This is a genomic window from Ruegeria sp. HKCCSP351 (assembly GCF_017872535.1).
In the GTDB taxonomy this organism is placed as follows: domain Bacteria; phylum Pseudomonadota; class Alphaproteobacteria; order Rhodobacterales; family Rhodobacteraceae; genus Ruegeria.
This window is the reverse complement of record NZ_JAEDOV010000014.1, coordinates 13,451-36,021: the sequence shown is the minus strand read 5'-3', so window position 1 is coordinate 36,021 and position 22,571 is coordinate 13,451. Positions and strand designations below refer to the sequence as shown.

Genomic DNA, 22,571 nt, shown 5'->3' with positions numbered 1-22,571 from the left:
GCCAAGCACACCACAAACAGCTTTTCACCTGACAGTCAGACAAAGGACCGGACATGAGCAACACAGAGGTCATCGAAACCGTTTGGATCCCCATGCCGGACGGCGCAAGGCTTGCGGCACGGCTTTGGCTGCCCCGCTCGGCCCGAACAACGCCTGTTCCCTGTGTTCTGGAATACATTCCCTATCGCCGCCGGGATCGCACCCGGATGCGGGATGAAAGCATGCATCCGCATTTCGCCGCAGCAGGCTATGCGTCGATCCGGGTGGATATCCGCGGTTATGGTGACAGCGACGGGATCCCCGAGGATGAGTATTCGCATCAGGAGATTCAGGATGGGCACGACATCATCCAGTGGATTGCAGCTCAGGACTGGTGCGACGGAAATGTCGGAATGTTCGGAAAAAGCTGGGGGGCGTATAACGCCTTTCAGGTGGCCGCGACCCGCCCACCAGCGCTGAAGGCGATTGCGCCGGTGATGGGAACGGATGACCGCTGGCGCGAGGATATTCACTTTTACGGCGGCTGTCTGGCCAATGACAATTTCTGGTGGGGCTCGATCATGCAGCTGTACAATGCCATGCCGCCCGACCCCGAGATCGTGGGCGCGGATCGCTGGATCGACATGTGGCGCGCACGGTTGGAGGGGGTCGAATTCTGGCCCGCCATGTGGCTGGAACATCAGACCCATGACGACATGTGGCGGCGCGGCTCGATCTGCGAAAACTATGCGGATGTCGATGTGCCGGTGTATTTCTTTGGCGGATGGATGGACCTGTATCGCGACACGCCGTTCCGCATCGCGGAACACCTGAGCGGGCCGGTCAAGATCCTGATGGGCCCCTGGGCGCATCTGTATCCGCAAGAAGGGGTGCCGGGGCCCCGGGTCGATTTCGTCGGCGAGGTGATCCGGTTCTGGGACCATTGGCTGAAGGGGATCGACACCGGCCTGATGGACGAGCTGCCCTTGAGGTTTTTCATGCAAGACAGTGCCGCCCCGTCCGGGACACATGTGCACCGCGAAGGGCGGTGGATCGAGGAGCCGAGCTGGCCATCGCCAAATGTCCAAGACCAGCCCTTGTGGCTGAATGACGGAACGCTGGACGCCTCCGCCGGGTCGGGCGGGGTGATGGCGGTTTGTTCGCCACAGAATTTCGGGGCCGCAGCGGGCGACATGTGTTCTTTTGCAATACCCGGAGATATGGCCGCAGATTGCCGGATCGAAGCCGCAGGGGCGCTGCAATTCAAAGCAGAGCCCTTGGAAAAGCCCGTTGATATTCTTGGCCAACCCTCGGTTGACCTGACTGTTTCTGCCGATCGGACGCAGGGTTTCGTTGCGGCCTTGCTGGTGGATGAGGCCCCGGATGGCGCGCAGACATTGATTGCACGCGGGTTCTGCAACCTGACGCACCGGATCAGCGACACTGAACCGGTGCCGATCACACCGGGCGAAGATATGCACGTGACTGTCCCGCTTTATGGAACCGGTTATCGGGTGTTGGCGGGTCATCGCATCGTTCTGCAAATCGCGTCTGCCTATTGGCCGGTTCTGTGGCCAGCGCCCGAGCCGGTTACGCTGACGATCCGGCCCGGCACATCGCGGCTGATCCTGCCCGTGCGCAGCCAGCGAGATGACGCGCCAGCCCCACGCCCTCTGCCAGAACCTCAGCGTCCCGACGTCGCCCCGCGGAAGACAAACGTCCGCTCCGGGTCGATGGAGCGTTCGGTCCACACCGATCTGACCAATGGCGGGGTGACACACAGGTATTTCCTTGACGGCGGTGTCTTTGGGCCGGTGGGCGATATTCGCCTTGACGATACCGGCACGGTGCTGAGCGATATGTCGGATCGACGCTATACCATCCAGCCGGGTGATCCATTGTCGGCAGTGGCCACAATGGAGCAAACCGCCGGTTTCGACCGCGAAGGGTGGTCAGCCAAGATCTGGACCCATTCCGAACAAAGGGCGACAGCGACCGAATTTCACCTGACCGCTCGCCTAAAGGCGTGGTCGGGTGCCGATCTGATCTTTGAGGAAGAACGGTCTTTTGTCATCCCCCGCAACGGGATGTAGGCGCAGAATGGTTTACAGACCTGCCCGTCTTGCGGTGCGCGGGTTGGTGGGCCGCTCGCAGGATCGAAACTGTTCAGGGCGCTCATCCGGGGGCAACGTGAATCAATCGGAACCGATCTTTTAGCGGGATTGCAAAACCCTGTAGCAATGGCACAAGGAAGAAGGACGAAGGAGTGTAGCCATGACGAGTTTTTCCGAAAACCTGCGCGCCCTGCGGCATGAGTTTCACCGCAACCCCGAGCTTGGCTTTCAGGAGGACTGGACCAAGGCCCGGATCGCCGATCACCTGAGAAACCTTGGCATCGAGGTGCATGAGGGTGTCGGCGTTGTTGGTGTTCTGCGAGCGGGTCATGGCAACCGATCCATCGGTTTGCGCGCGGATTTCGACGCGCTGCCCATCACTGAGGTCAACAGCTTTGCCTACAAATCTCAGAACCCGGGCGTGATGCATGCCTGCGGCCATGACGGCCATACGACGATGCTGCTGGGCGCGGCCGAGCTTTTGGCCAGGGATCAGGATTTTGACGGCACCGTTGTCTTCCTGTTCCAGCCCAATGAGGAGCACGGGCTGGGCGCACGAGCGATGATTGAGGAAGGCGTCCTGCGGGATTTCCCGATTGACGAAGTCTATGGCGCTCACAATCTGCCGGGTGAACCCGTTGGGCGGGTTTCAACCCGTGCCGGTGTCATTTGTTGCAGCGAAAGCCTGTTCGAGATCACCATCACCGGTCAGGGCGGCCATGCCTCGATGCCCCATGTCGGGCGCGAGACAATCACGCCCGCAGCAGAGCTTGTTCTGGCTTTGCAAACCATCGTTTCGCGTAAGCTTGCCCCGTCGTCTGGCGCGGTCGTTTCCGTGACCGAGTTCATCACCGATGGGCAGCGCAACGTCCTGCCGGGTCGAACGGTGTTGAAAGGGGACGCACGGGCGATGTCGCCCGAGGACCGCGAGCGGATTGAACACCACATGCGGCAGATCGCGGCGGGCGTGGCGGAAAGCCACGGTGTCGCGGTGACGGTGGATTTCCGGGCCGAATTCATCGAGGCAATCAACGATGCCGATGCCGCAACCCATGTGGTTTCAGCTGCAAAAACGCTGGGTCTGGAGGTTGACGGCGACCGGATCGCCATGTCGTTTTCCGAGGATTTCGCAGAATTTGCGGCTGCGGTTCCGGGGTGTTTTCTGCTGATCGGCAATGGAGCCGAGGGGTCGAATGGCCGCCCCCTGCACGCGGACGATTATGATTTCAACGACGCGCTGCTGCCATTGGGGGCAAATCTGTGGGCCGAACTGGTGCGGCAACGTCTGCCAGTGCCCACCTGAATGCGCGGGTCGATCCTTGGATTTTCAGGTTCGCTGTTCAGGTCGTGCTGAAAATTCGGGTTCGGATGCCGGTCTTTTCCGGAATGATCAGCGTGCAGCTTCTATGGGCGCGCATGCCGAACCCGACCATTCAGCGCCGGATTCGCCGGTCAGGAACCCATCGCTTAGCCTTTTACCGGGATCGTCCGCGCGCAGCGCATGTTCCAGATCGCCCCTGCCAAGCTGACCATCCAGCCGCTGTCGGTAGAGCGCACACAGCCTTGGGAACCCCTGAGATTGCGGCGACAGTCGCAGGGCCGAGACGCCCGCGCTTTGCAGCAACTCGACCTGATGATCCGTGCAGGCATAGCTGTCTGACAAGGTCTGCACGCCGTTCATGGCCGTGAATGGCTGTCCATCGCCGGTCAGCACATCCAGCCCGTCGGGGTCGTTTTCGCAGGCAAACTGGCAGTTGTCTTTGCTGCGCCCATGCAGGCGCGCGTGGTAACACCGGCCGGAGATGGCCAATGGCAGGCGACCATGGCCCCAAACCTCGACTGCGACACCCAGACTGGCGGCGGCTTGTGCCAGAACCCTGACCGAGGCGATTGGCAGTTCCGGTGGCAGGCAAATGCGGCGCGCGCCACGTGACGCCAGCCATGCCAATGTGCCTTCGTTATAGACATTGATCAGGGGTCCGACATCGAAAGCCGTGTTCTGGGGCAGATGCGCCAGCGCGGTCAGGTCGTTGATCTCGACCGTGACCCCCAGATCCGCCAGATCGGCGGTCAGCTTGCGTTCACGCTTGAGCGTCACCAGAGCAAGACTGGTCAGCGCAACCTGTTTGCCAGCCTCAACCAGTCGGGTAATCGCGTCGGGGATCCGGTCCTGATAAAACGGCAGGCGCTTGGAACAAACCAGCTCGCCCAGCACGATGCGATCGACGGAGGCATGGGCCAGATCCCCATAAAAAGACATCCAGTTCTCGGCGGGCCAGAAAAACTGGTTGGGGCCAACGGTCAGTTCCATCACGCTATCTCCAGGTCTTTTTGTATGCGCCGGTTGTCATGGCCTGCCCTTCGGACAAACGGGCCAACATCCCCTCGGGCAGAGGGCGCCCGGCCTCAAGCGCGTCGACAGCGGCACGGAAGTTCCGAACCACCTGCGCAACGTAGGATTTCGAGCGCTGGCGCCCTTCGATCTTCAGCGCGGTGACACCGGCCTTCTGCAATTGCGGGATCAGCCGTTCCGCGTTCAGGCTGACCGGGTCTTCGAACAGGTGGCCCGTCTTTTCACCTGCGGAAAAGCACCCTTTGCACAAGGTCGGATAGGGTGCGGGCTGGTTTCGTTCGACCCGGTGGATCAGGTAGCCACCCAGGCGCGTGTTCAGCGCGCCCTGATCGTTCTGGTATTCGACATGGCTGGCGGGCGAGCACACGCCGTTCATGTTCGGAGACAACCCGGTGGCGTAAGAGGACAGTGAACAGCGGCCTTCGGCCATCACGCAAAGCCCGCCGAACACAAAAACCTCGGTCTCGACTTCTGTTTCGGCGTTGATGGCGGCGATTTCGGGAACCGACAGCACGCGCGGCAGGACCACGCGTTTGACGCCGAAGGTTTCGGCATAGAAGTTGATCACATCGGCATTTGCGGCAGCGGCCTGCACGGACAGGTGCCTGCGCAGCCCCGGATGGTTGCGCGCGGCATAATCCAGCAACCCTATATCGGCGAGGATCACGGCATCCGCGCCGCAGGTTTCCGCATCGGCCACCGCGCGGTGCCAGATTGCTTCGTTGCCGGCGCGGGGAAACGTGTTGATCGCGACCAGTACCCTGGCCCCGTGGTCATGGGCAAAGGCAACGCCTGCGCGCATTTCGTCCCGGTCGAAGTTCAGACCGGGAAAGTTGCGGGCGTTGGTTTCGTCATTGAAGCCGCAATAGACCGTATGCGCCCCGGCCTTGACGGCTGCGCGCAAGGCGGCGGGCGTTCCTGCCGGGCAGACGATTTCCATCACCATAGTACAGTATCTTCCAGTCGGGTCAGGTACAGGCCGGTTCGACGCTCCACCAAAGTGATGAGCTGCTTGAGCGGGCGCGCAAGCGGGCCGGAGAGGGTTGCGGCCTCGTGCGCGAGGTCCAGTTCCGCGTCGTCGATTGCATTGCGCAGGGCCAGCGCCGCAGCCGTATCGCCCTCGATCACCAGATCACGTGAGAAGAACAGTGCATCGCCGTCAAATGCGCCGTGAACCAGCCCAAGAAGGGCCGCCAGAGGGCCGGAAACACGCGCAACCCCTGTCCCGCTGCGCCGGGTCAGTGTCACCTTTGGGGCACCGCCATTCGGATCCAGCAGCAGGACAACAGGCAGATCGGTCGGATCAAGAACGAAAACTGATCTTCCGTATGCGCCAAGCCGTTGAAACATTTCCGGGTTTTTCCTTGCGATCCGGCGCGTGAAGACCGTCAGCGACAGCGACAAGGGGGCAAGCGGGGCTATCCGAAGCGTGACCGCCAAAGCCGCCGGGCAGCGCGGTATCGGGCTCTCAGGAACGGGCAATGAGACCTCCTGCTGTCTCAACGTTGTGACCTTGGATGCCTTCCTAGGGCGATCGCAACAGGGGTGACTTGACGGTTGTCAATTCGACCCCTCGCTTTCGTTGCTAGAGGGTGGAAACCACTGTCGGAGCAGCCCCATTCGCACCCTGCCGCAATATCCCAGCCTTCGGCGTTTTCTGAAATGGTGCGAAGACACCGGACAATTCAGGCGCATCCCTGATCCGGTTTCCGTACGCCATCAGATGACTGCCGTTCACCGCGCCGTGCTTGAGGCGGGCGGGCCGGTTCTGCAATTTGACCATCCGACAGACGTGGCCACTGATCGGTTCGATACCCCGGTCGTCGTCAACCTGTTCGGAACGGCGGAACGGGTTGCTGCCGGGCTGGGTGTCACACCCGACGGGCTGGACGATCTGGGGGCCTTTCTGGCCGCGCTGCGAGCCCCGACGCCGCCGGACGGGGTGCGGGACGCGCTGGCCAGATGGCCGATGCTGAAGGCGGCCCTGTCGACCCGACCGAAACTGGTCAGAACGGCCCCGGTTCAAAGCCACTGCCACAGCGGGGCGGATGTGGACCTGACCGCACTGCCGGTCCAGACCCACTGGCCCGGTGATGTGGGGCCGCTGATCACGTGGCCCGTGGTCCTTACCCGGCCCTACGGCAGCGATGCCAACGCGGCGCAAGGCTATAACGCGGGCGTTTACCGCATTCAGGTGCTGGACCGGAACCGTGTCATCATGCGCTGGCTGCCTCATCGCGGCGGCGCGGCGCATCACAGAAACTGGGCGAGGTGCGCCGAAAAGATGCCCGTCGCCATTGTGCTGGGCGCAAGCCCCGCGACGCTATTGTCGGCGGCCTTGCCACTGCCAGAGGCGGTATCCGAGCTGACATTTGCCGGAGCCCTGAACCAGAAGCGACCACATCTGATCCCGGCCAGAACCATCCCCCTGCTGGTCCCTGCTGATGCCGAGATTGTTCTGGAAGGTTGGGTTTCACCAAGCGAGACCGCCCCCGAGGGGCCTTTTGGGGATCACACCGGCTATTACAACCCGGCTGAACCCTTTCCGGTGATGCAGGTCAGCGCTGTCACCCATCGGGACGCGCCGCTGTATCTTTCCACCTATACCGGGCGGCCACCGGACGAGCCATCGATCATTGGCGAGGTGTTCAACCGCCTGGCCCTGCCGACCATCCGCGCGCAAATCCCCGAAATCCACGATCTTTGGCTGCCGCCCGCTGCCTGTTCCTATCGCATCGCAATCGTTGCCATCGACAAACGGTATCCGGGGCAGGCCCGTCGCGTGATGATGGCCCTGTGGGGAATGCTGCCGCAATTCAGCTATACGAAAATGATCATCGCAATCGATGCCGATATCGACCCCCGAAACTGGGGGGATATTGCCTGGGCGCTTGCCACACGCATGGACCCGGGCCGGGATGTGATGGTGCTGGACAGGACACCTATGGATTATCTGGATTTTGCATCGCCCGAACCCGGTCTGGCCGGAAAAATCGGCATCGACGCCACGACGAAACTGGGCAGTGAAACGCTGCGGGAATGGGGGACGGTCATGCGCACTGCGGATGGTGATCACTCCTTTGCGGAAGACCTTGTAAACCGATTGATACCGGAGCTGAGAGCATGACAAACGCCCGTGTTGTTTTGGGGGTATCCGGTGCGTCAGGCGCGGCGTTGAGCCTTGCCGTGGCCCGGTGTCTGGCGTCATCGGATATCGAGACCGATCTTGTGGTCAGCGCAGCCGGGATGCGGACACTTGCGCAGGAATGCGGCCCGGACGCTTTGCCAAACCTGCGGCAACTGACGACGCGGCATCACCCGAGCGCTGATATCGGTGCCAGCATTGCGTCCGGGTCGGTTCCAGTATCCGGCATGATCGTTGCGCCCTGCTCCATGCGAACGCTTGCCGCGATTGCGCATGGGCTGGACGATAACCTGCTGACGCGCGCCGCCAGTGTTCAGCTCAAGGAACGCAGGCCGTTGGTTTTACTGACACGTGAAGCGCCGCTGACGCTGGCCCATTTACGCAACATGACGGCGGCGGCAGAAATGGGGGCCATCATCCTGCCCCCGGTTCCTGCGTTTTATCTGAAGCCCGACACCCTGATGGATATCGTGTCCCAGATCGCCGCACGCGCAGTGGACTGCCTGCGCATTTGTGAGCCGGTGGCACAAGAGTGGCGCCCGCAATGCGCAGGTGGGTGAGTTCGGACGCCTCCGGCGGGAGTATTTGGAAAAAGATGAAGTCGCCTGAAGGGCCGGGACGAGGCATCTTTTGGAGCGTCTTAGTGGCCTTGCTTGCCTGTAGACAGGATTTGAGCGTTAGCACCGCAACCTGGCGCCCGTCGGGTCAAACGGTGCCTCGGCCAGTACGCGCGCCTTGTGCGGTTTACCGATGACCTGAATGACCACCTCATCGCCCGGCTGTGCCGTGTTTGGGTTGCGGAACCCCAGCGCCAGCGATTTCCCGACCGAATAGCCGAACGCCCCCGACGTGACACGGCCCACGGGCGTGCCATCGGGGGTAAAGATCGGCTCGCCCCCGGTTGCGTCGGCATCTTCGGTCACATCCAGTTCGAAGACGGACAGCACCTCGCGCGCGGGGTTGTCCTTGACGGACAGATAGGCGTCTTTGTGCAGGAAATCCTTGTCCAGTTTGATCAGACCCGCCAGCCCGACCTCTTGCGGCCAGTATTCCTGAGAATACTCGCGCCCCCACGAGCCATAGCCCTTTTCGATCCGCAGCGCCCCCAGCGCGCGCCCGCCCACCGGACCGCCATTACAGTCTTTGGCGGCTACAAGCAGGGCGGTGTAGAGCGCCACCTGATCCCCCTCGGCGCAGTGCAGTTCCCAGCCCAGATCGCCGGTAAAGCTGACCCGTATGGCCACGCAATCAACACCTGCAACGGTGATCTTTCGCGACCGCATGAAGCGGAACGCTTCGTTGGAAAGGTCTGCATTGGTCAGGCGCGCCAGCGCTTCGCGTGACCTGGGGCCTGCGATGTTGAACCCTGCGATGCGGTCGGTGGCGACCTCAAGAGTTGTGCCCTCGGGCATTTCCACCATTTGAAAGAAGCGCTGATGATAGCGTTCGGCCATGCCCGACCCGATCATCATGTATTCATCCTCGGCCAGCTTGGTGATGGTGAAATCACCCGCCACGCCACCGCGAACCGAGATCAGCGGCGTCAGGCAGCTGCGCCCCACTTCGGTGGGCACCCGATTGGCCACCAGACGGTCCAGCCAGTCATGGGCACCGGGGCCCTTGATCACGTAATTGGCGAAGTTCGAGATATCGATCACGCCCACGCTGTCGCGCAGCATCTGCACCTCACGGCCTACGGGCTCCCACCAGTTCTGGCGGGTAAAACCGGTGGTCTCTTCCACCTCGGGTTCATCGGCGAACCAGAGCGAATGTTCCCAGCCGCAATTGAGGCCAAAGACACTGCCCATCTGCTTCTGCATCTCATAGGCGGGGCGTATACGGGCCGGGCGGCCTGCGCTGCGTTCCTCGTTGGGGAAATGGATCTTGAAGCGGTGGGTGTAGGCATCCCGAACGCGGGCCTTGGTGAATTTCTTGTCAGCCCAGTCGCCAAACCGGGCCAGATCCCAGGCGAACATGTCGTATTGCGGCTCGCCCTCGATCATCCATTGCGCCGCCAGCAGACCCAAGCCCCCGGATTGCGAGAAGCCGGGGATCAGACCGCCGCAGAGGAAATAGTTCTTCAGCTCGGGCACCGGCCCCCAGAGCATGTTGGCGTCGGGCGACCAGATCATCGGGCCGTTGATCACGCGTTTCACCCCGGCAGTGGCCGCAACTGGCACGCGTTCGGTGGCGCGGATGACGTTTTCCATGATCCGGTCCAGATCGTCGGGGAACAAATCATGCGCGAAGTCGAGCGGCGTGCCGTCCTCGGCCCAGAACTTCATATCTTTCTCATAAGCTCCGATCAGAAGGCCGTTGCCTTCCTGCCGGAAGTAATATTCGCCGTCGCGGTCAGCGATCGAGGGCAAACGACGGCCCAGACTGGCGACCTCGTCGATGCTTTCGGTCACGAAATACTGATGCTCGGTCGGTTGCAGCGGCAGGGTCAGACCCGCCAGCGCCGCTACCTCGCGGCCCCAGAGACCGGCGGCGTTGACAACCCACTGCGTGTGAATGTCGCCTTTGGGCGTGCGCACGATCCAGCTGCCGTCGGGCTGTTTTTCGGTCGCTGTCACCGGGCAGAACCGTTCAATAGTGGCCCCCATCGCACGGGCCCCGGCGGCATAGGCATGCGGCACGCCCGACGGGTCGACATTGCCGCCATCGGGTTCGTACATGACGCAGCGGATGTCATCGAACTGCGCCAGCGGATGCAGTTCCTTGGCTTCTTCACGGCTGACTTCGTAGAAGTTCAGACCATAGAACCGGGCTTTCGCCTCTTGCAGGCGCAACTGCTGCTCACGCTCTTCGGTCTGGGCCAGATAGAGCGAGCCGGGCTGGAATACGCCGCAGCTTTGGCCGGTTTCCTGTTCCAGCTGTTTATACAGATTCATCGTATAATGCTGGATACGGGTGATGTTGTTGTTGTCGTGCAACCCGTGGATATTCGCCGCTGCGTGCCAGGTCGAGCCGGAGGTCAACTCATTCCGTTCCAGCAGGACAACGTCGGTCCAGCCAAGCTTGGCCAGATGGTACAGGATCGAACAGCCCGCAAGGCCCCCTCCGATCACGACAGCTTGTGCATGAGTTTTCATGAGTGCATGTCCCTTGGTCCGCCGTAGCTCAGGCGGCGATTTCTTTCATGACAGCCAGAAATCTGGCGACTTCGCCGATTGAGTTGTAGTGGCACATCGAGACCCGGACGCAGGCGTCATAACCCAGCGGTGTCAATATGTTGCCAGAGTAATGGTCGGCCTTGCGCAAATGGGTGCGAATACCTTCATCGTTCAGCCGTTTGACGACATCTGCCGAGGCCACACCCTGAACGCGCAGCGACACCAGCCCTTCGCGAGCGGGGTTGTCGGCACCGCCCAGAATGGTGACTTTCTCCATCTCGGCCAGTCCGCTCAGGTTGCCAGTGCCGTGGATCATCGCGTCGGTCAGTGCCTTTTCCTGCGCGTGGATGGCGTTACCCGCTGCCAGAAATCTGGAACGCCGGTCGGTGGCGTCGCTGACCTGACTGCCGAGCCATTCGAAATAAGACACAACGTCGGACATGGTCGCATAAGCCCCGGTGTCGCGCGTGCCCATTTCCCAGTTATCTGCCGGGCCGTCCAACAGGGCATTGTGTTCAAGCCGGGTCATCCGGTCGGAAATCCACGCCACGCCGTAGCCATGGCGCGAAAACACCTTGTAGGGCGAGATCACGTAGCCGTCGACGTCATACGCGCTCAGGTCAATCTGGCCATGGGCGGCGTGCTGGATGCCATCGACAATGATGAAACAGTCTGGCGCCACGGCGCGAATAGCCTGCGAAACAGCGGCCACATCGACGCCCATGCCCGTCACGGGTGAGGTGTGCAGGATTGTCGCCACTTTGGTGTTGGGGGTAACAGCTGCGGCATAGGCCCCGGCTGTTACGGTGCCGGTGTCGTCATCATGGGGCACCAGCACATGGGTCTGCCCGGCAATGCGGGCCCAGCGATCACAGGCTGAGCGTGTGGCAGGGTGTTCCAGTGTCGATCCCAGCACAATCCCCGGACCGGTTCCCAGACAGGCGTTCATGATCAGCCGGAACAGAAGCTCGGTACCGCTTTCACCGACAAAGAACTGACCACCGGGTGCATTCATGAAATCCCGCATATCGGCCTTGGCCGCGTTGATCGTGGCAACCAGCGCATGAGACCCCGGATTGTCGCGCCCCTGATTGTCGGGGATTGCGGCATGACGCGCCGAGCTGTCCAGCACGGATTTCAGTGTCAAAGCCCCACCGGCGTTTTCGAAAAATATCCGCTCGCCCTGTTCGGGGCAGTGATCGATCTGGGCAAAACGGTCGCGGATCTGGTTCAGAAGATTTTCCGAAATTTGGCTCATGAAAAGCGGCACCTTTGTGTTTTGTGAACGTATGATGTTTCAGACAAGCCTAAGATGGTTTCCCCGCGGGGCAGGCCAAATCTCCCGTGACTGTGCGGCTGGTTCAACATGTACTTCAATCCCGAGCGGCCCTTATTCCGACTATGGCGTAGAGGACGCGGTATCTTGTTCCTTTGCGACGTAAATACAGTCACATCTGCGACACGGCGCGTTGGGGTGGCCAGATTTCCCGCCCCATATGCCGGGTCGCAATTGCCTTTGAGGCAGGCAGCCGTCCGGGGCGGATTCCGTTCTTTTGTCTGACCCACGGCTATAGCAGATCAAACACCCGCCCCGGAACACTTCTGTGCCTTGGCAGGTCAAGCGCCCGCATCAGGGCAAACATCATGGCCTGGTTGGACGTTACAACAGGTTTATCAAGGGCTGTTTCGATCCGGTCTATGGCCTCGACCGCGCGCATGTCGGTGCAGCTGAGTATGATGGCCTCGGCCTTTGGGTGGTCGGCCTGCATGGCAAGGTCGAAAACCTCGTCCGGGGTCAGTTCACCCTGCCCGTAATTGCCCAGCTCGCGGCCGATATCCGCGCATTTCACCGTTGCGATCCGGTTCTGCGTCAGAAAATCCATGGCCTGCGTGTTGATCTCGCCCAGATAGGGCGAAGAAAAACCGACCCGGGACACGCCAAGCGCATGGATCGCGCCAACCAGCGCCCCTGCGGCGGTAATACACACGGCGCCCGACGCGGCCCTGATGTCCTGCGCCAGCTTTCGATCAAAGGACGAGCCATGGGTCAGCGTGGCCGAGGTACAGCCATAGAGCACCGCATCGGGCCGAACGCCCGAGATCATCTTGAGGTCATGGCTGATATCCGAGGCCCCCAGACCCGCCATTTGATCCGATCCGGGGATCTCATCCACGTCATAGCCACCCATTCGCTGAAAATGCACCGTCGTGTCCGGGCAGCGCATCAACATCATGTCGGCTTCGAGATTGGTGTTGGTAAAGGGCACCAGCACCCCGATTTTGGCCCGTGTCCGGGTTTCAAAGATCATGACGTCACCTCTTTCAGAACAGTCAGGCAGCGCTGCATCACCGCCGTGTCGCAGATCGTGGCGCGCAGGCAATCCGCGAGGCCATAGGCGCCCATTCCGCGCGTCAGCAAACCCGCTTTGCGCAACGCGGTATCTGCTTTTTGCGCCGTCGCGGCATCGGCAAAGCGGATCAGGACAAAATTGGTGTGGCTGCGCGGAACAGATAATCCCAGCGCCCGGCACTCATCGGCAAAGCGATCCCGGATGGCGGCAGTTCTGGCAACCGTGTCGCGCATGTGGGGCTGATCCTGCATCGCTGCTGTTGCCATGGCCTGAGAGGGGGTTGATACGTTGTTGGGGTTGAGCAGCTTTCGCAGCTCAATCGCGACCTCAGCCGGGAAAAGACCCCAACCCACGCGCCCACCCGCCAGACCGTAAGCCTTTGAGAAGGTGCGTATGACCACAGTATCCCCACGTGCGACGAGGGCAAAGATTTCAGCCGGGTCGTGATCGCGATCGGCGAATTCGGCATAGGCCTGATCGACCACCAGCAGCACGTTCCCGGGCAGGGTGTCGCGCAGGCGGATGACCTCGGCATTCGGGATCAGGGTGCCGGTCGGGTTGCCGGGGTTGCAGACAAAGACGATCCGGGTATCAGATGTGACAGCGGCCAGAATGTCATCGACCGAGACGGTCAGATCAACCTCGCGGGCTTTCACATACTCTGCCCGCACCTGCGCCGTGGCTGAGGCCATATAGGCATAGCCGTAATCCGTGCCCAATACATGGTCGCCCGGCCCTGAATAGGCGCGGATCAGGCAGCCGATCAACTCCATCGATCCGGCACCGCACAGGATGTTGTCGGCTGGTACCCCGTGCCCCTGAGCGATGGCGGCGCGCAGGTCCGACCAGTCGGGATCGGGATAAAGCGGCATCCGGTGCAATGCCGCCTGCCCCGCCGCAATTGCGGCAGGGCTGACCGGAAAGGCGCTTTCATTCTGGGCCAGCGATACAGTGTCCTGCCCGCCCAGATCGGCCAGCGCATAGGCTGCCATGGCTCGAATGTGATCAACCGCGCGGATCATGAAGCACCCCCATAGGCTTTGGCCCCTTCTTCCGTGACCAGACCGCGCCTGAGGTCCAGCGCCAGCGCCTTTGGGTCGCGCACGGCCGGATCGCCAAAGCCGCCGCCGCCGGGGGTGTCAAAGATCAGGTAATCGCCGCTTTCCACACGTAGCTCGCCCTTGCCCGGAATGTCGCCGCCGCCATCGCGAAACCGGATACGTCCCGGCGCGCCGGGCAGGCCGCCCATACGACCCAGAGCCGGGAATTTCAGACGTTCGACCGACAGGAAGACGATGAAGGGGGCATCGTTCGCGGACGTCATCTCGATCCGCTGACCCAATCCGCCCCTGAACTGGCCTGCGCCGCCCGAGTCGGGCAACAATTCGCGTCGCCACATGATCACCGGTGCGACACTTTCGGTTATTTCGACCTGCGAGCCGAACACCCCCGAAGGGTAGGCTGTCGCAGACAGGCCATCCGCGTGGGGCCGCGCCCCGGTACCGCCATTGTGAACGGGTTCGATGGCAAATTCGCGCCCGCCAATCGCCGCCACTTCGGGCGCGTGGCGCATTGGCAGGTCGAACATGCACGACGCCCCTTCGGCGGGCACCTGATCGGGCAGCGCCTGATGCAGGCAGCCCAGAACCAGATCCGGTGTGACCTGCCCCAGCGTATGCCGCATGGCCACTGGCACCGGATGCTGGGCGTTCAGGATGCAACCCTTGGGGCCGTCCACCGTGAAAGGTTCCAGCGAGCCCGCGTTGTTCGGGATATCCGGCCCGACGATGCAACGCAGGGCAAAGACCGTATAGGCGGTGGCATAGTTCAAAGGCACGTTGATGCCCTTTTTAGAACACCCGGACGTGCCCGTGAAATCGACATGCATCCCCTCTTTGGTGACGGTGAGCGTTGCGTGCAGCTCCAGCTCAGCCTCATAGCCGTCCATGCGCAGCACGTTTTTGTACACGCCTTCGGGCACCTCGGCGATGGCCTGCAGCGCACCTTTGCGCGAGGTGTCGATGATATATGTGCCAAGCGTGTCCAGATCATCGATCCCGAACTCCTCCATCATCGCAACAAGGCGGTTCACCCCAGCCTCGCAACAGGCGATCAGGGCGTAGATGTCGCCCTCATTGGCCACAGGCTCGCGCGAGTTGGCGCGGATGATATCCATCAGCAGCGCGTTGGGCGTTCCGGCCTCGACCAATTTGCAAGGCGGGATCAGCAGGCCTTCGTCATAGATGTCCGAGCCTTCAGGCCCCATGCCAAGACCACCTAGATCCACCAGATGCGAGGTGCATGAGGTAAAGCCCACCACCCTGCCGTCCTTGAACGCGGGCATCATCAGCAGGAAGTCGTTCAGATGCCCCGAGGCCAGCCAAGGGTCGTTCGTCATGTAGATGTCGCCGGGGCGCATATCCTGCACCGCGAAACGGGCGCGCAGGTGCAGCACGGCCTCGGCCATGGTATTGATATGGCCCGGAGTACCGGTCACGGCCTGCGCCAGCATCCGGCCATTCACGTCGAATATCCCGGCGGAAATGTCGCCGCATTCGCGCACGATGGGCGAGAAAGCCGCGCGGATCAGGGTCTGGCCCTGTTCTTCGACCACTGCCAGCAGGCGGTTCCACATCACTTGCAGGCGGGCGGGGGACAGATCAGCGGTCATTATGCGCCTCCTTTCTGATCCTGTATCAGGACAAGGTTGCCGATTGCGTCCATCTGGGCCGAGAAATCGGCGGATACGAGTGTGGTTGTTTGTGGTTCATGGATCAGCGCGGGGCCTGCCACATAGTCTCCGGGGCACATATCGGCGCGGGCGACAAAGGCGGCCTGTTTTACCGTGCCATCCAGATCACAGGTGATGGGGCGTGTCTGCGTGACCTGAAATGCGGTTTGGCCGGGTGTTTCCGACACCACGGGCACCGCTTTGCCCGGGGTGGCAACGCGAACCGCCCAGTTGAGAATCTCGATCTTCATCCCCGGCACGGGGCGTGAGAATTGTTTGCGGTATTCCCTTTCGAATGCAGCCGTCAGCTGGGCGATATCCCGGTGCGTCAGGGCGCGGTCCGGCAAGGTAATCTCGATCTCATGCCCCTGCCCGCTATAGCGCATGAAGGCGGTGCGCAGGGTTTCGGTGGGTGCGTCCCCTGCCCCTTGGGCGACGACCTCTTTTGCTTCGGCAATCATCGTATCGAACAGGGCGTTCATCCCGTCCATGTCCATGCTGTCGAGCAGGGAATAGCGCGAGCGGACGATTTCGAAGGATACCGGGGCAAACAGGAACCCAACCGCCGAACCGACACCGGGATTGGGCGGGATCACGATACGCGACACCCCGGCGGACCGGGCGACGCGGGTGGCATGCAGCGGCCCGTTGCCACCAAAGGCAATCATGGTGCGCGGGCCGAGGTCCTTGCCGCTTTCAACCGCATGCATCCGCCCGGCGCTGGCCATGCTTTCGACAACGATGCGGCTGACCCCATCTGCCGCACCTGTCGCATCCAGCCCCAGTTTGTCCCCGATCACACGTCTCAGGGCGGCCTTGGCGCCAGCAGGGTCCAGCTGGATATGCCCCTCGGCAAAGGTGTCGGGCACGATATAGCCCAGAGTGATGTCACTGTCGGTCACGGTCGGATCGATGCCGCCGCGCATGAAGGCGACCGGTCCGGGTTCCGAGCCTGCCGATTTCGGCCCGACCGTCAGACGCCCGAGACGGTCAACACCCGCGATCGAACCACCACCAGCACCGATTTCAATCATCTCGATCACCGGAATGCGCACCGGCATTCCCGACCCCTTGATGAACCGTGCCGCGCGGGCGATTTCGAATGAGCGCGAGGTCTGGGGGCGCGCCTTGTCGATCAGGCAGAGCTTGGCCGTGGTGCCACCGACGTCAAATGACAGGACCTGATCCAACCCGGCACGCGCCGCGATGCGGGCGGCCAGAATGGCCCCTCCGGCGGGGCCGGATTCCACCAGACGAATGGGGAAACGCGTTGCGGTGCCGATCGTGCACATACCTCCGCCTGCCGTCATCATCAGGATCGGACAGGTTACGCCCTCGGCCGTGAACTGATCCACAAACCGGGTCAGATAGCTATCCATCAACGGCTGAATATAGGCGTTGGCCACAGTGGTGCAGAGCCGGTCAAACTCACGCGCCTCGGGGCTGACATCGGACGAGATCGAGACGGTCAAACCGGGGCGGTGTCGCGCCATAAGATCGCGCAAACGCCGTTCGTGGGTCGGGTTGGCGTAGGAATGCATCAGGCAGATGGCCACCGCCTCGGCCGCGCTGGCGTCAATCTCGGCCAGCAAACGATCTACTTGCCCTTCATCCAATTCAATCAGCACCTTGCCTTCTGCCGACATGCGTTCGCATACGGTCAGCGAGCGTTCGCGCGGCACCAGCATGTCTGGCTTTTCAAGGTTGATGTCGTATTGGGAATACCGACGCTCGTACCCGATATCGAGAATATCGCGGAACCCTTCGGTGCAGACCGTGGTCACGACCGCCCCGCGCCGTTCGATCAGCGCGTTGGTCGCCAGAGTGGTTCCGTGAATAAATCCGGTGACATCATTCAGCGACCGGCCAGCCTGCGCCATGACGCGCCGTGCGCCCTCCAGTGCGCCTTCTGCCGGGTTCTGGTGGGTGGTCAGGGTTTTGGTAGAGGCCAGTATCGTCTCATCACCCGAGACGAGGACCGTGTCGGTAAAAGTGCCGCCAATATCGATGGCGAGGCGCAGAGCGGTTGTCATGAGGTATTCCGTTGTCGTCTGAAAGCAGGCAGGCAGAACGGCCCCGCAGGGCGGTTACCGGCGCGTCGTGACCAGATCACAGCCGGTCGCACGGCGATCAAGGCGGGTGGGAATACACTGACAGGTCATACAGTTTTGTCCCCTACTGCGCCCCGCTTCACTAGCTGATTTACGACAGATTGGCCCGCAAGCGACACATTTGTCGCCGCAGACCTGTCTACACTGAACTTGCCCGGGGTCAGTCTAAAGGTGCTTTAGGTGAACCGTTTCGCCGGTTTGCAGGGCCTGCTGCGCCGCCAGTCCCATTCTTACAGCCCACAGACCGTCATGCACTGTCACATCCGGTTTGGCCTTGTGCCCGCGCACCAGATCCAGAAACCCCCTGTGCTGATAATAGGTCGAGCCGTTGTGGTCACCGGCAGCCAGCAAGCGGGGATCGACAGGGATATCGTGCGATATTGGCCCCTTGGGGTCCCGCGGGCTGACGATGACCTGCGGCACGGGCGGCGATCCCAGATGGTCGGGCCAGAACCGTCCCGGCCCCGGCACCAGAGCCTCGACCTTGGCGTTGGGCCCGATGGCCGAAATCTCTTCCTGATAGCGGGCGCCTTCGGCGAACATGCACAGCTCGAGCATCGCGCGCGCGCCATTGGCGAAATCGACCAGAACATAGCCGTGATCCAGTATATCGGGTGTTTCGCCCCCGTAAGTTTCGTCCAGATGGTTCACCGCCTGCCCGCCGCTTGCGGTGATCCGCACCGGGTCGGATTGCAGGATCAACCGCATCAGATCGAAGAAGTGGCAGCATTTTTCAACAAAAGTGCCGCCGGTGTTGCGGTTGAACCGGTTCCAGTCGCCGACTTTGCGCAGAAATGGAAAGCGATGTTCCCGGATCGACAGCATCCTGACCCCGCCTGTGTCACCGATCTTGTCGATCAGGGTCGCGATGGGCGGCATATAGCGGTATTCCATTGCGACCCAGATCGGGTGTGGATAGTCGCGCTGAACCTTCTCTAGCCTTGCGGCGTCCTGGGGGTTGGTGAACAGGGGCTTTTCCACCAATAGCGGCAAGGGGCGCGTTTGCGCGATTTCACAGATCTGGTCGACATGCATGTGATTTGGGCTGGCGATGACCAAGCAGTCCAGGTCTTCGATATCCAACACCTCTTGCACCGAGCGTGCCATAACCGCACCCGGCGCAATCGCCTGCGCGGCTTTTGCCATCCCGGGATCGGGTTCGAATATCGCCGCGACACGCGTGCCGTCCAGCAGGGCGATGTTGTGCAGGTGTTCCTGCCCCATCATGCCACATCCGATCAGCCCGTAATTGATGGTCCGGGTCATGCGCGTTTCCTTTTACTTCAGACGTTGGACATAGGTGGCCCGGTCCGGGTCGAACCAGGTCTTGGAAAATTCGACAGGTTCGGCCTTGTCCGACCAGCTGAACCGTTCGATATAGCCCACCGCTTCACCGGTGGCTTTGGTGAACGCCACGGGCGTCCAATCGGGCAGCTGACCAATCGATACGCGATCTTCGGCCCGTGATATCCAGAAGCCCAGCTGGTGCTGATAATAGCGATAGAGCGAGTCTGACAGCAGGCTTCGCTTGATCAGGCCGGCTGATTCGTCCAGCCAGATTTCCTCGACCGCGATGATTGTGTCATTCAGATAGCGCATCCGACGTACGCGCGATCCGGTGTCCGAGGTGCCAAAATCCGGCAGATCGGAAGGTTTCTTCAGATGATCGACCGACAGGATATCCGCACGCGGCAACCCGCCCCCTTGGGGCAGTTCCAGCCGGAACATCGCGTAGACGCTGTTCTGGGTTCCGGTCTCGCGGATGTAATTTCCTGAACCCTGAATACGCTCCAACATGCCTTTTTTCTCAAGCTCGGCGAGCGATTTTCGCAGCGTGCCGACCGACACGTTCAGCTCGGCCGCCATGTCGCGTTCCGGGGGCAGACGCTCACCATCGATCAAACGGCCTGCAGCGATATCGCGGATCAGCAGCTCGGCAATCTGAACGTAGATAGGCAGCGCATTGGGGTTTCGGGTGTTGGGGGGCATTTCAGGCGCTTCATTCGGTCGCAGGAAAAATTGATACACTATTGATCTACATCAATGTGATTGCTACGCAAGAGGAAAGTAAAAGATGCACGGAGCGTGAATCAAATGACCATCGTCCCCATCACATCCCCTGATCTGGATGCGGCCGAGGTTTCGTGGTTCGCCGCCTTATGTTCGGACGATTATCAGTTCCTGGGTGTGCCCGATGGTGATCTGCGCTCCAGCTGGGAGCATTGCTCGGCCATCGTGAAAGAGGCCGAGGCGCAGGGGTTCCGCAACATCCTGTGCCCGTCATCATATCAAGTTGGGCAGGACACGCTGAGCTTTGTCGCCGGTTGTGCACCGATCACGCAAAAGATCAACCTGTTGGCTGCCGTGCGCTGCGGCGAGATGCAGCCGATCATGCTGGCCCGCACGATCGCGACGCTGGATCACATGCTGAAGGGGCGGCTGACCGTCAACATCATTTCATCCGATTTTCCAGGTGAAAAGGCCGACAGTGCCTATCGCTATCAACGCTCGCGCGAAGTGGTCGAGATCCTGAAACAGGCCTGGACACAGGACGAGATTAACCATGCGGGCGAGGTCTACAACTTTACAGGTCTGACAACCGACCCGGCGCGGCCCTATCAGACTGGTGGCCCGCTGCTGTATTTCGGAGGCTATTCGCCCTCGGCGCTGGAGCTGTGCGGCGAGCATTGTGATGTGTACCTGATGTGGCCGGAAACCAAGGATCAACTGGCCGAGCGGATGAAGGCTGTTCATGCAGTGGCGGAAAACTACGACCGCACGCTGGATTACGGCCTGCGGGTTCACATGATCGTTCGCGATACCGAAGCCGAGGCGCAGGAATACGCGGATTACATCGTTTCAAAACTGGATGACGACTATGGCCGCGCGATCCGCGAGCGGGCGTTGGATGCAACGTCGCTTGGCGTGGCGCATCAGGCCAGGAATCGTGATCTGGCGGATGAATATGGCTATGTGGAACCCGGTCTGTGGACCGGCGTCGGCCGCGCCCGTTCGGGCTGTGGTGCGGCACTGGTCGGATCAACCGATCAGGTCATGTCAAAGATCGAAGATTACCGGAAGATGGGCATTCGCGCTTTCATCTTCTCGGGCTATCCGCACATGGATGAGGCCAAGCATTTCGGTGCGCGTGTGATGCCGCATCTGAAAACATGCTCGCTGCCCGAAGCATACGGGCGTGTGCCCAAGACACCCCCGGCCACACCGCTGGGCAACGGAGTGCGCCGCTGATGCAACGCGTGAAACTATCCCCGACGCTGGAAATGAGCCGCCTTGTCTATGGCATGTGGCGGCTGGGTGACGATAGCGACACCTCGGCAGGGCATGTCGAGGCCAAGATTCAAGCCTGCCTTGATCAGGGCATCACCACCTTCGATCAGGCCGACATATATGGCGGATACGCGGCCGAAGCCGTTCTGGGCAACGCCTTGCGCGCCAATCCCGGCCTGCGCCAGAAGATGGAGATCGTCACCAAATGTGACATCGTCGCGCCCGTGGGGCGGCATTCAGATGCGAAGGTCAAATACTATGACACCTCGCGCGCGCATATCCTGAAGTCCATCAATATGTCGCTGTCGGAAATGGCCATCGACCACATCGATCTGTTGCTGATCCACCGCCCCGATCCGTTCATGGACCACCACGAAACCGGCGCTGCGCTGGATGAGGCTGTCGCCAGCGGCAAGGTAGGCGCGGTTGGTGTTTCGAACTTCCGTCCGTGGGACTGGACCCTGCTGCAATCGGCGATGAAAACCCGGCTGGTCACCAACCAGATCGAGATCTCACTGGGCGAGATCGCCCCTTTCACCAATGGAGATCTGGCGTTTCACCAACAGCACGGGCACCATCTTATGGCGTGGTCGCCGCTGGGGGGTGGACTGTTGATGGCCGGAAACCCACCCGTTGGGGTTGTTGCCGATGAAATCGCAGAGGAGTTCGGTGTAGACCGGGCCGCTGTGGCGGTGGCCTTTCTGCTGGCTCATCCGGCGGGCATTCTGCCGGTTCTGGGCACCAACAACCTGAACCGTATCAAACGCATCTCGGACGCGCTGAAAGTCACAATTGACCGCGAAACCTGGTTCCGCCTATACGAGGCGGCGCTGGGGCATGAGGTAGCATGATGAACGCAATCTCAAGAAACATGACCCACACCTTTGTGCCAACCAAGGACGACACCCGGACCCTGCGGGATGCTTTTGGGCGGTTTGCAACCGGCGTTACCATCGTGACATGCGACAGCGGTGATGGCCCGATCTGCATCACAGCCAACAGCTTTTCTTCCCTGTCGCTGGACCCGCCACTGATCATGTGGGCCGGAGACCGCAACTCGCGCCGGTTCCCCTATTTTCGCGCGGCACCGCATTTCACGGTGCATGTGTTATCGTCTGCGCAGGCCGAGCTGTGTTTTGGCTGCTCGAAAGATGCCCATGCCCTGCGCGACATCCGGCACGAGCGCTGTGCAAACGGCACCCCGCTGCTGTCGGATTGTCTGGCACGGTTTGAATGCGAACAACATGCCTATCACGACGCGGGCGATCACGTGATCGTGGTGGGCAAAGTCCTGAAGGCCAGCATGAGCGACGGCGACGCGCTGACGTTCTATGCCGGGAAAATGGGCCAATTCGCGCAGCACTAAGCGCGATCTGACGACCG

General features: G+C 61.3%; 18 protein-coding genes. 7 read left to right on the top strand and 11 right to left on the bottom strand.

What is annotated here, in order from left to right:
* Window positions 1-53 precede the first annotated feature (53 nt).
* Both I9182_RS19560 and I9182_RS19555 read left to right on the top strand, forming a co-directional pair.
* Entirely contained in the window at window positions 54-2,072 is a 2,019-nt protein-coding gene (locus I9182_RS19560) for a CocE/NonD family hydrolase (RefSeq protein WP_209599378.1), read from the top strand.
* A 181-nt stretch (window positions 2,073-2,253) separates the two neighbouring features.
* Window positions 2,254-3,396: an amidohydrolase gene (locus tag I9182_RS19555; RefSeq protein WP_209599377.1), complete on the top strand. Its 1,143-nt coding sequence runs from the start codon at window positions 2,254-2,256 to the stop codon at window positions 3,394-3,396.
* Window positions 3,397-3,483: 87 nt separating this feature from the next.
* On the opposite strand, the gene I9182_RS19550 is transcribed toward I9182_RS19555, so the two are convergent.
* The 3 genes from I9182_RS19550 to I9182_RS19540 are packed head-to-tail and all read right to left on the bottom strand — an operon-like array spanning window position 3,484 to window position 5,928.
* Window positions 3,484-4,404, bottom strand: a complete 921-nt coding sequence (locus tag I9182_RS19550) for a U32 family peptidase (RefSeq protein WP_209599376.1) — start codon at window positions 4,402-4,404, stop codon at window positions 3,484-3,486.
* Between the two features lie 4 nt (window positions 4,405-4,408).
* The gene (locus I9182_RS19545) at window positions 4,409-5,386 is read right to left on the bottom strand and encodes a peptidase U32 family protein (protein WP_209599386.1); all 978 of its coding nucleotides are present in this window, start codon (window positions 5,384-5,386) and stop codon (window positions 4,409-4,411) included.
* A complete protein-coding gene (locus I9182_RS19540) occupies window positions 5,386-5,928 on the bottom strand; it encodes an SCP2 sterol-binding domain-containing protein (RefSeq protein ID WP_245222755.1) in 543 nt (180 codons plus the stop codon). Before I9182_RS19540 ends, I9182_RS19545 begins: the two co-directional genes overlap by 1 nt.
* A gap of 136 nt (window positions 5,929-6,064) precedes the next feature.
* Between I9182_RS19540 and I9182_RS19535 the strand changes: the two genes are divergently transcribed.
* Both I9182_RS19535 and I9182_RS19530 read left to right on the top strand, forming a co-directional pair.
* Entirely contained in the window at window positions 6,065-7,573 is a 1,509-nt protein-coding gene (locus I9182_RS19535) for a UbiD family decarboxylase (RefSeq protein ID WP_209599385.1), read from the top strand.
* Window positions 7,570-8,151: a UbiX family flavin prenyltransferase gene (locus I9182_RS19530; RefSeq protein ID WP_209507947.1), complete on the top strand. Its 582-nt coding sequence runs from the start codon at window positions 7,570-7,572 to the stop codon at window positions 8,149-8,151. Before I9182_RS19535 ends, I9182_RS19530 begins: the two co-directional genes overlap by 4 nt.
* A gap of 117 nt (window positions 8,152-8,268) precedes the next feature.
* Here I9182_RS19530 and I9182_RS19525 read toward each other — a convergent pair whose 3' ends face one another.
* From I9182_RS19525 to I9182_RS19490, 8 genes are all read right to left on the bottom strand, one after another.
* Window positions 8,269-10,686 (bottom strand): FAD-dependent oxidoreductase, encoded by a 2,418-nt coding sequence (locus I9182_RS19525; RefSeq protein WP_209599375.1) that lies wholly within the window; start codon window positions 10,684-10,686, stop codon window positions 8,269-8,271.
* Between the two features lie 28 nt (window positions 10,687-10,714).
* Window positions 10,715-11,965 (bottom strand): aminotransferase class V-fold PLP-dependent enzyme, encoded by a 1,251-nt coding sequence (locus I9182_RS19520; protein WP_209599374.1) that lies wholly within the window; start codon window positions 11,963-11,965, stop codon window positions 10,715-10,717.
* Window positions 11,966-12,275: 310 nt separating this feature from the next.
* On the bottom strand, window positions 12,276-13,016 hold the full coding sequence (locus tag I9182_RS19515; protein ID WP_209599373.1) for an Asp/Glu racemase: 741 nt from the start codon (window positions 13,014-13,016) through the stop codon (window positions 12,276-12,278).
* Window positions 13,013-14,080 carry a histidinol-phosphate transaminase gene (locus I9182_RS19510; protein ID WP_209599372.1) on the bottom strand — a complete coding sequence of 356 codons (1,068 nt, stop codon included), beginning with the start codon at window positions 14,078-14,080 and terminating at the stop codon, window positions 13,013-13,015. The genes I9182_RS19515 and I9182_RS19510 overlap by 4 nt, the downstream gene beginning before the upstream one ends.
* The gene (locus I9182_RS19505; RefSeq protein WP_209599371.1) at window positions 14,077-15,729 is read right to left on the bottom strand and encodes a hydantoinase B/oxoprolinase family protein; all 1,653 of its coding nucleotides are present in this window, start codon (window positions 15,727-15,729) and stop codon (window positions 14,077-14,079) included. Before I9182_RS19505 ends, I9182_RS19510 begins: the two co-directional genes overlap by 4 nt.
* Window positions 15,729-17,822, bottom strand: coding sequence for a hydantoinase/oxoprolinase family protein (locus I9182_RS19500; protein WP_209599370.1), 2,094 nt, complete (start codon window positions 17,820-17,822; stop codon window positions 15,729-15,731). The genes I9182_RS19505 and I9182_RS19500 overlap by 1 nt, the downstream gene beginning before the upstream one ends.
* Before the next feature lie 243 nt (window positions 17,823-18,065).
* Complete coding sequence (locus tag I9182_RS19495; protein ID WP_209599369.1) at window positions 18,066-19,166, bottom strand: Gfo/Idh/MocA family oxidoreductase; 1,101 nt, start codon at window positions 19,164-19,166, stop codon at window positions 18,066-18,068.
* Between the two features lie 12 nt (window positions 19,167-19,178).
* The gene (locus I9182_RS19490; protein ID WP_209599368.1) at window positions 19,179-19,889 is read right to left on the bottom strand and encodes a GntR family transcriptional regulator; all 711 of its coding nucleotides are present in this window, start codon (window positions 19,887-19,889) and stop codon (window positions 19,179-19,181) included.
* Window positions 19,890-19,994: 105 nt separating this feature from the next.
* Between I9182_RS19490 and I9182_RS19485 the strand changes: the two genes are divergently transcribed.
* Genes I9182_RS19485 through I9182_RS19475 form a run of 3 tightly spaced genes read left to right on the top strand, consistent with a single transcriptional unit; the run spans window position 19,995 to window position 22,554 of the window.
* Entirely contained in the window at window positions 19,995-21,149 is a 1,155-nt protein-coding gene (locus I9182_RS19485) for an LLM class flavin-dependent oxidoreductase (RefSeq protein ID WP_209507965.1), read from the top strand.
* The gene (locus I9182_RS19480) at window positions 21,149-22,039 is read left to right on the top strand and encodes an aldo/keto reductase (protein WP_209599367.1); all 891 of its coding nucleotides are present in this window, start codon (window positions 21,149-21,151) and stop codon (window positions 22,037-22,039) included. The genes I9182_RS19485 and I9182_RS19480 overlap by 1 nt, the downstream gene beginning before the upstream one ends.
* Window positions 22,039-22,554, top strand: coding sequence for a flavin reductase family protein (locus I9182_RS19475; RefSeq protein ID WP_209507993.1), 516 nt, complete (start codon window positions 22,039-22,041; stop codon window positions 22,552-22,554). Before I9182_RS19480 ends, I9182_RS19475 begins: the two co-directional genes overlap by 1 nt.
* Window positions 22,555-22,571 lie beyond the last annotated feature (17 nt).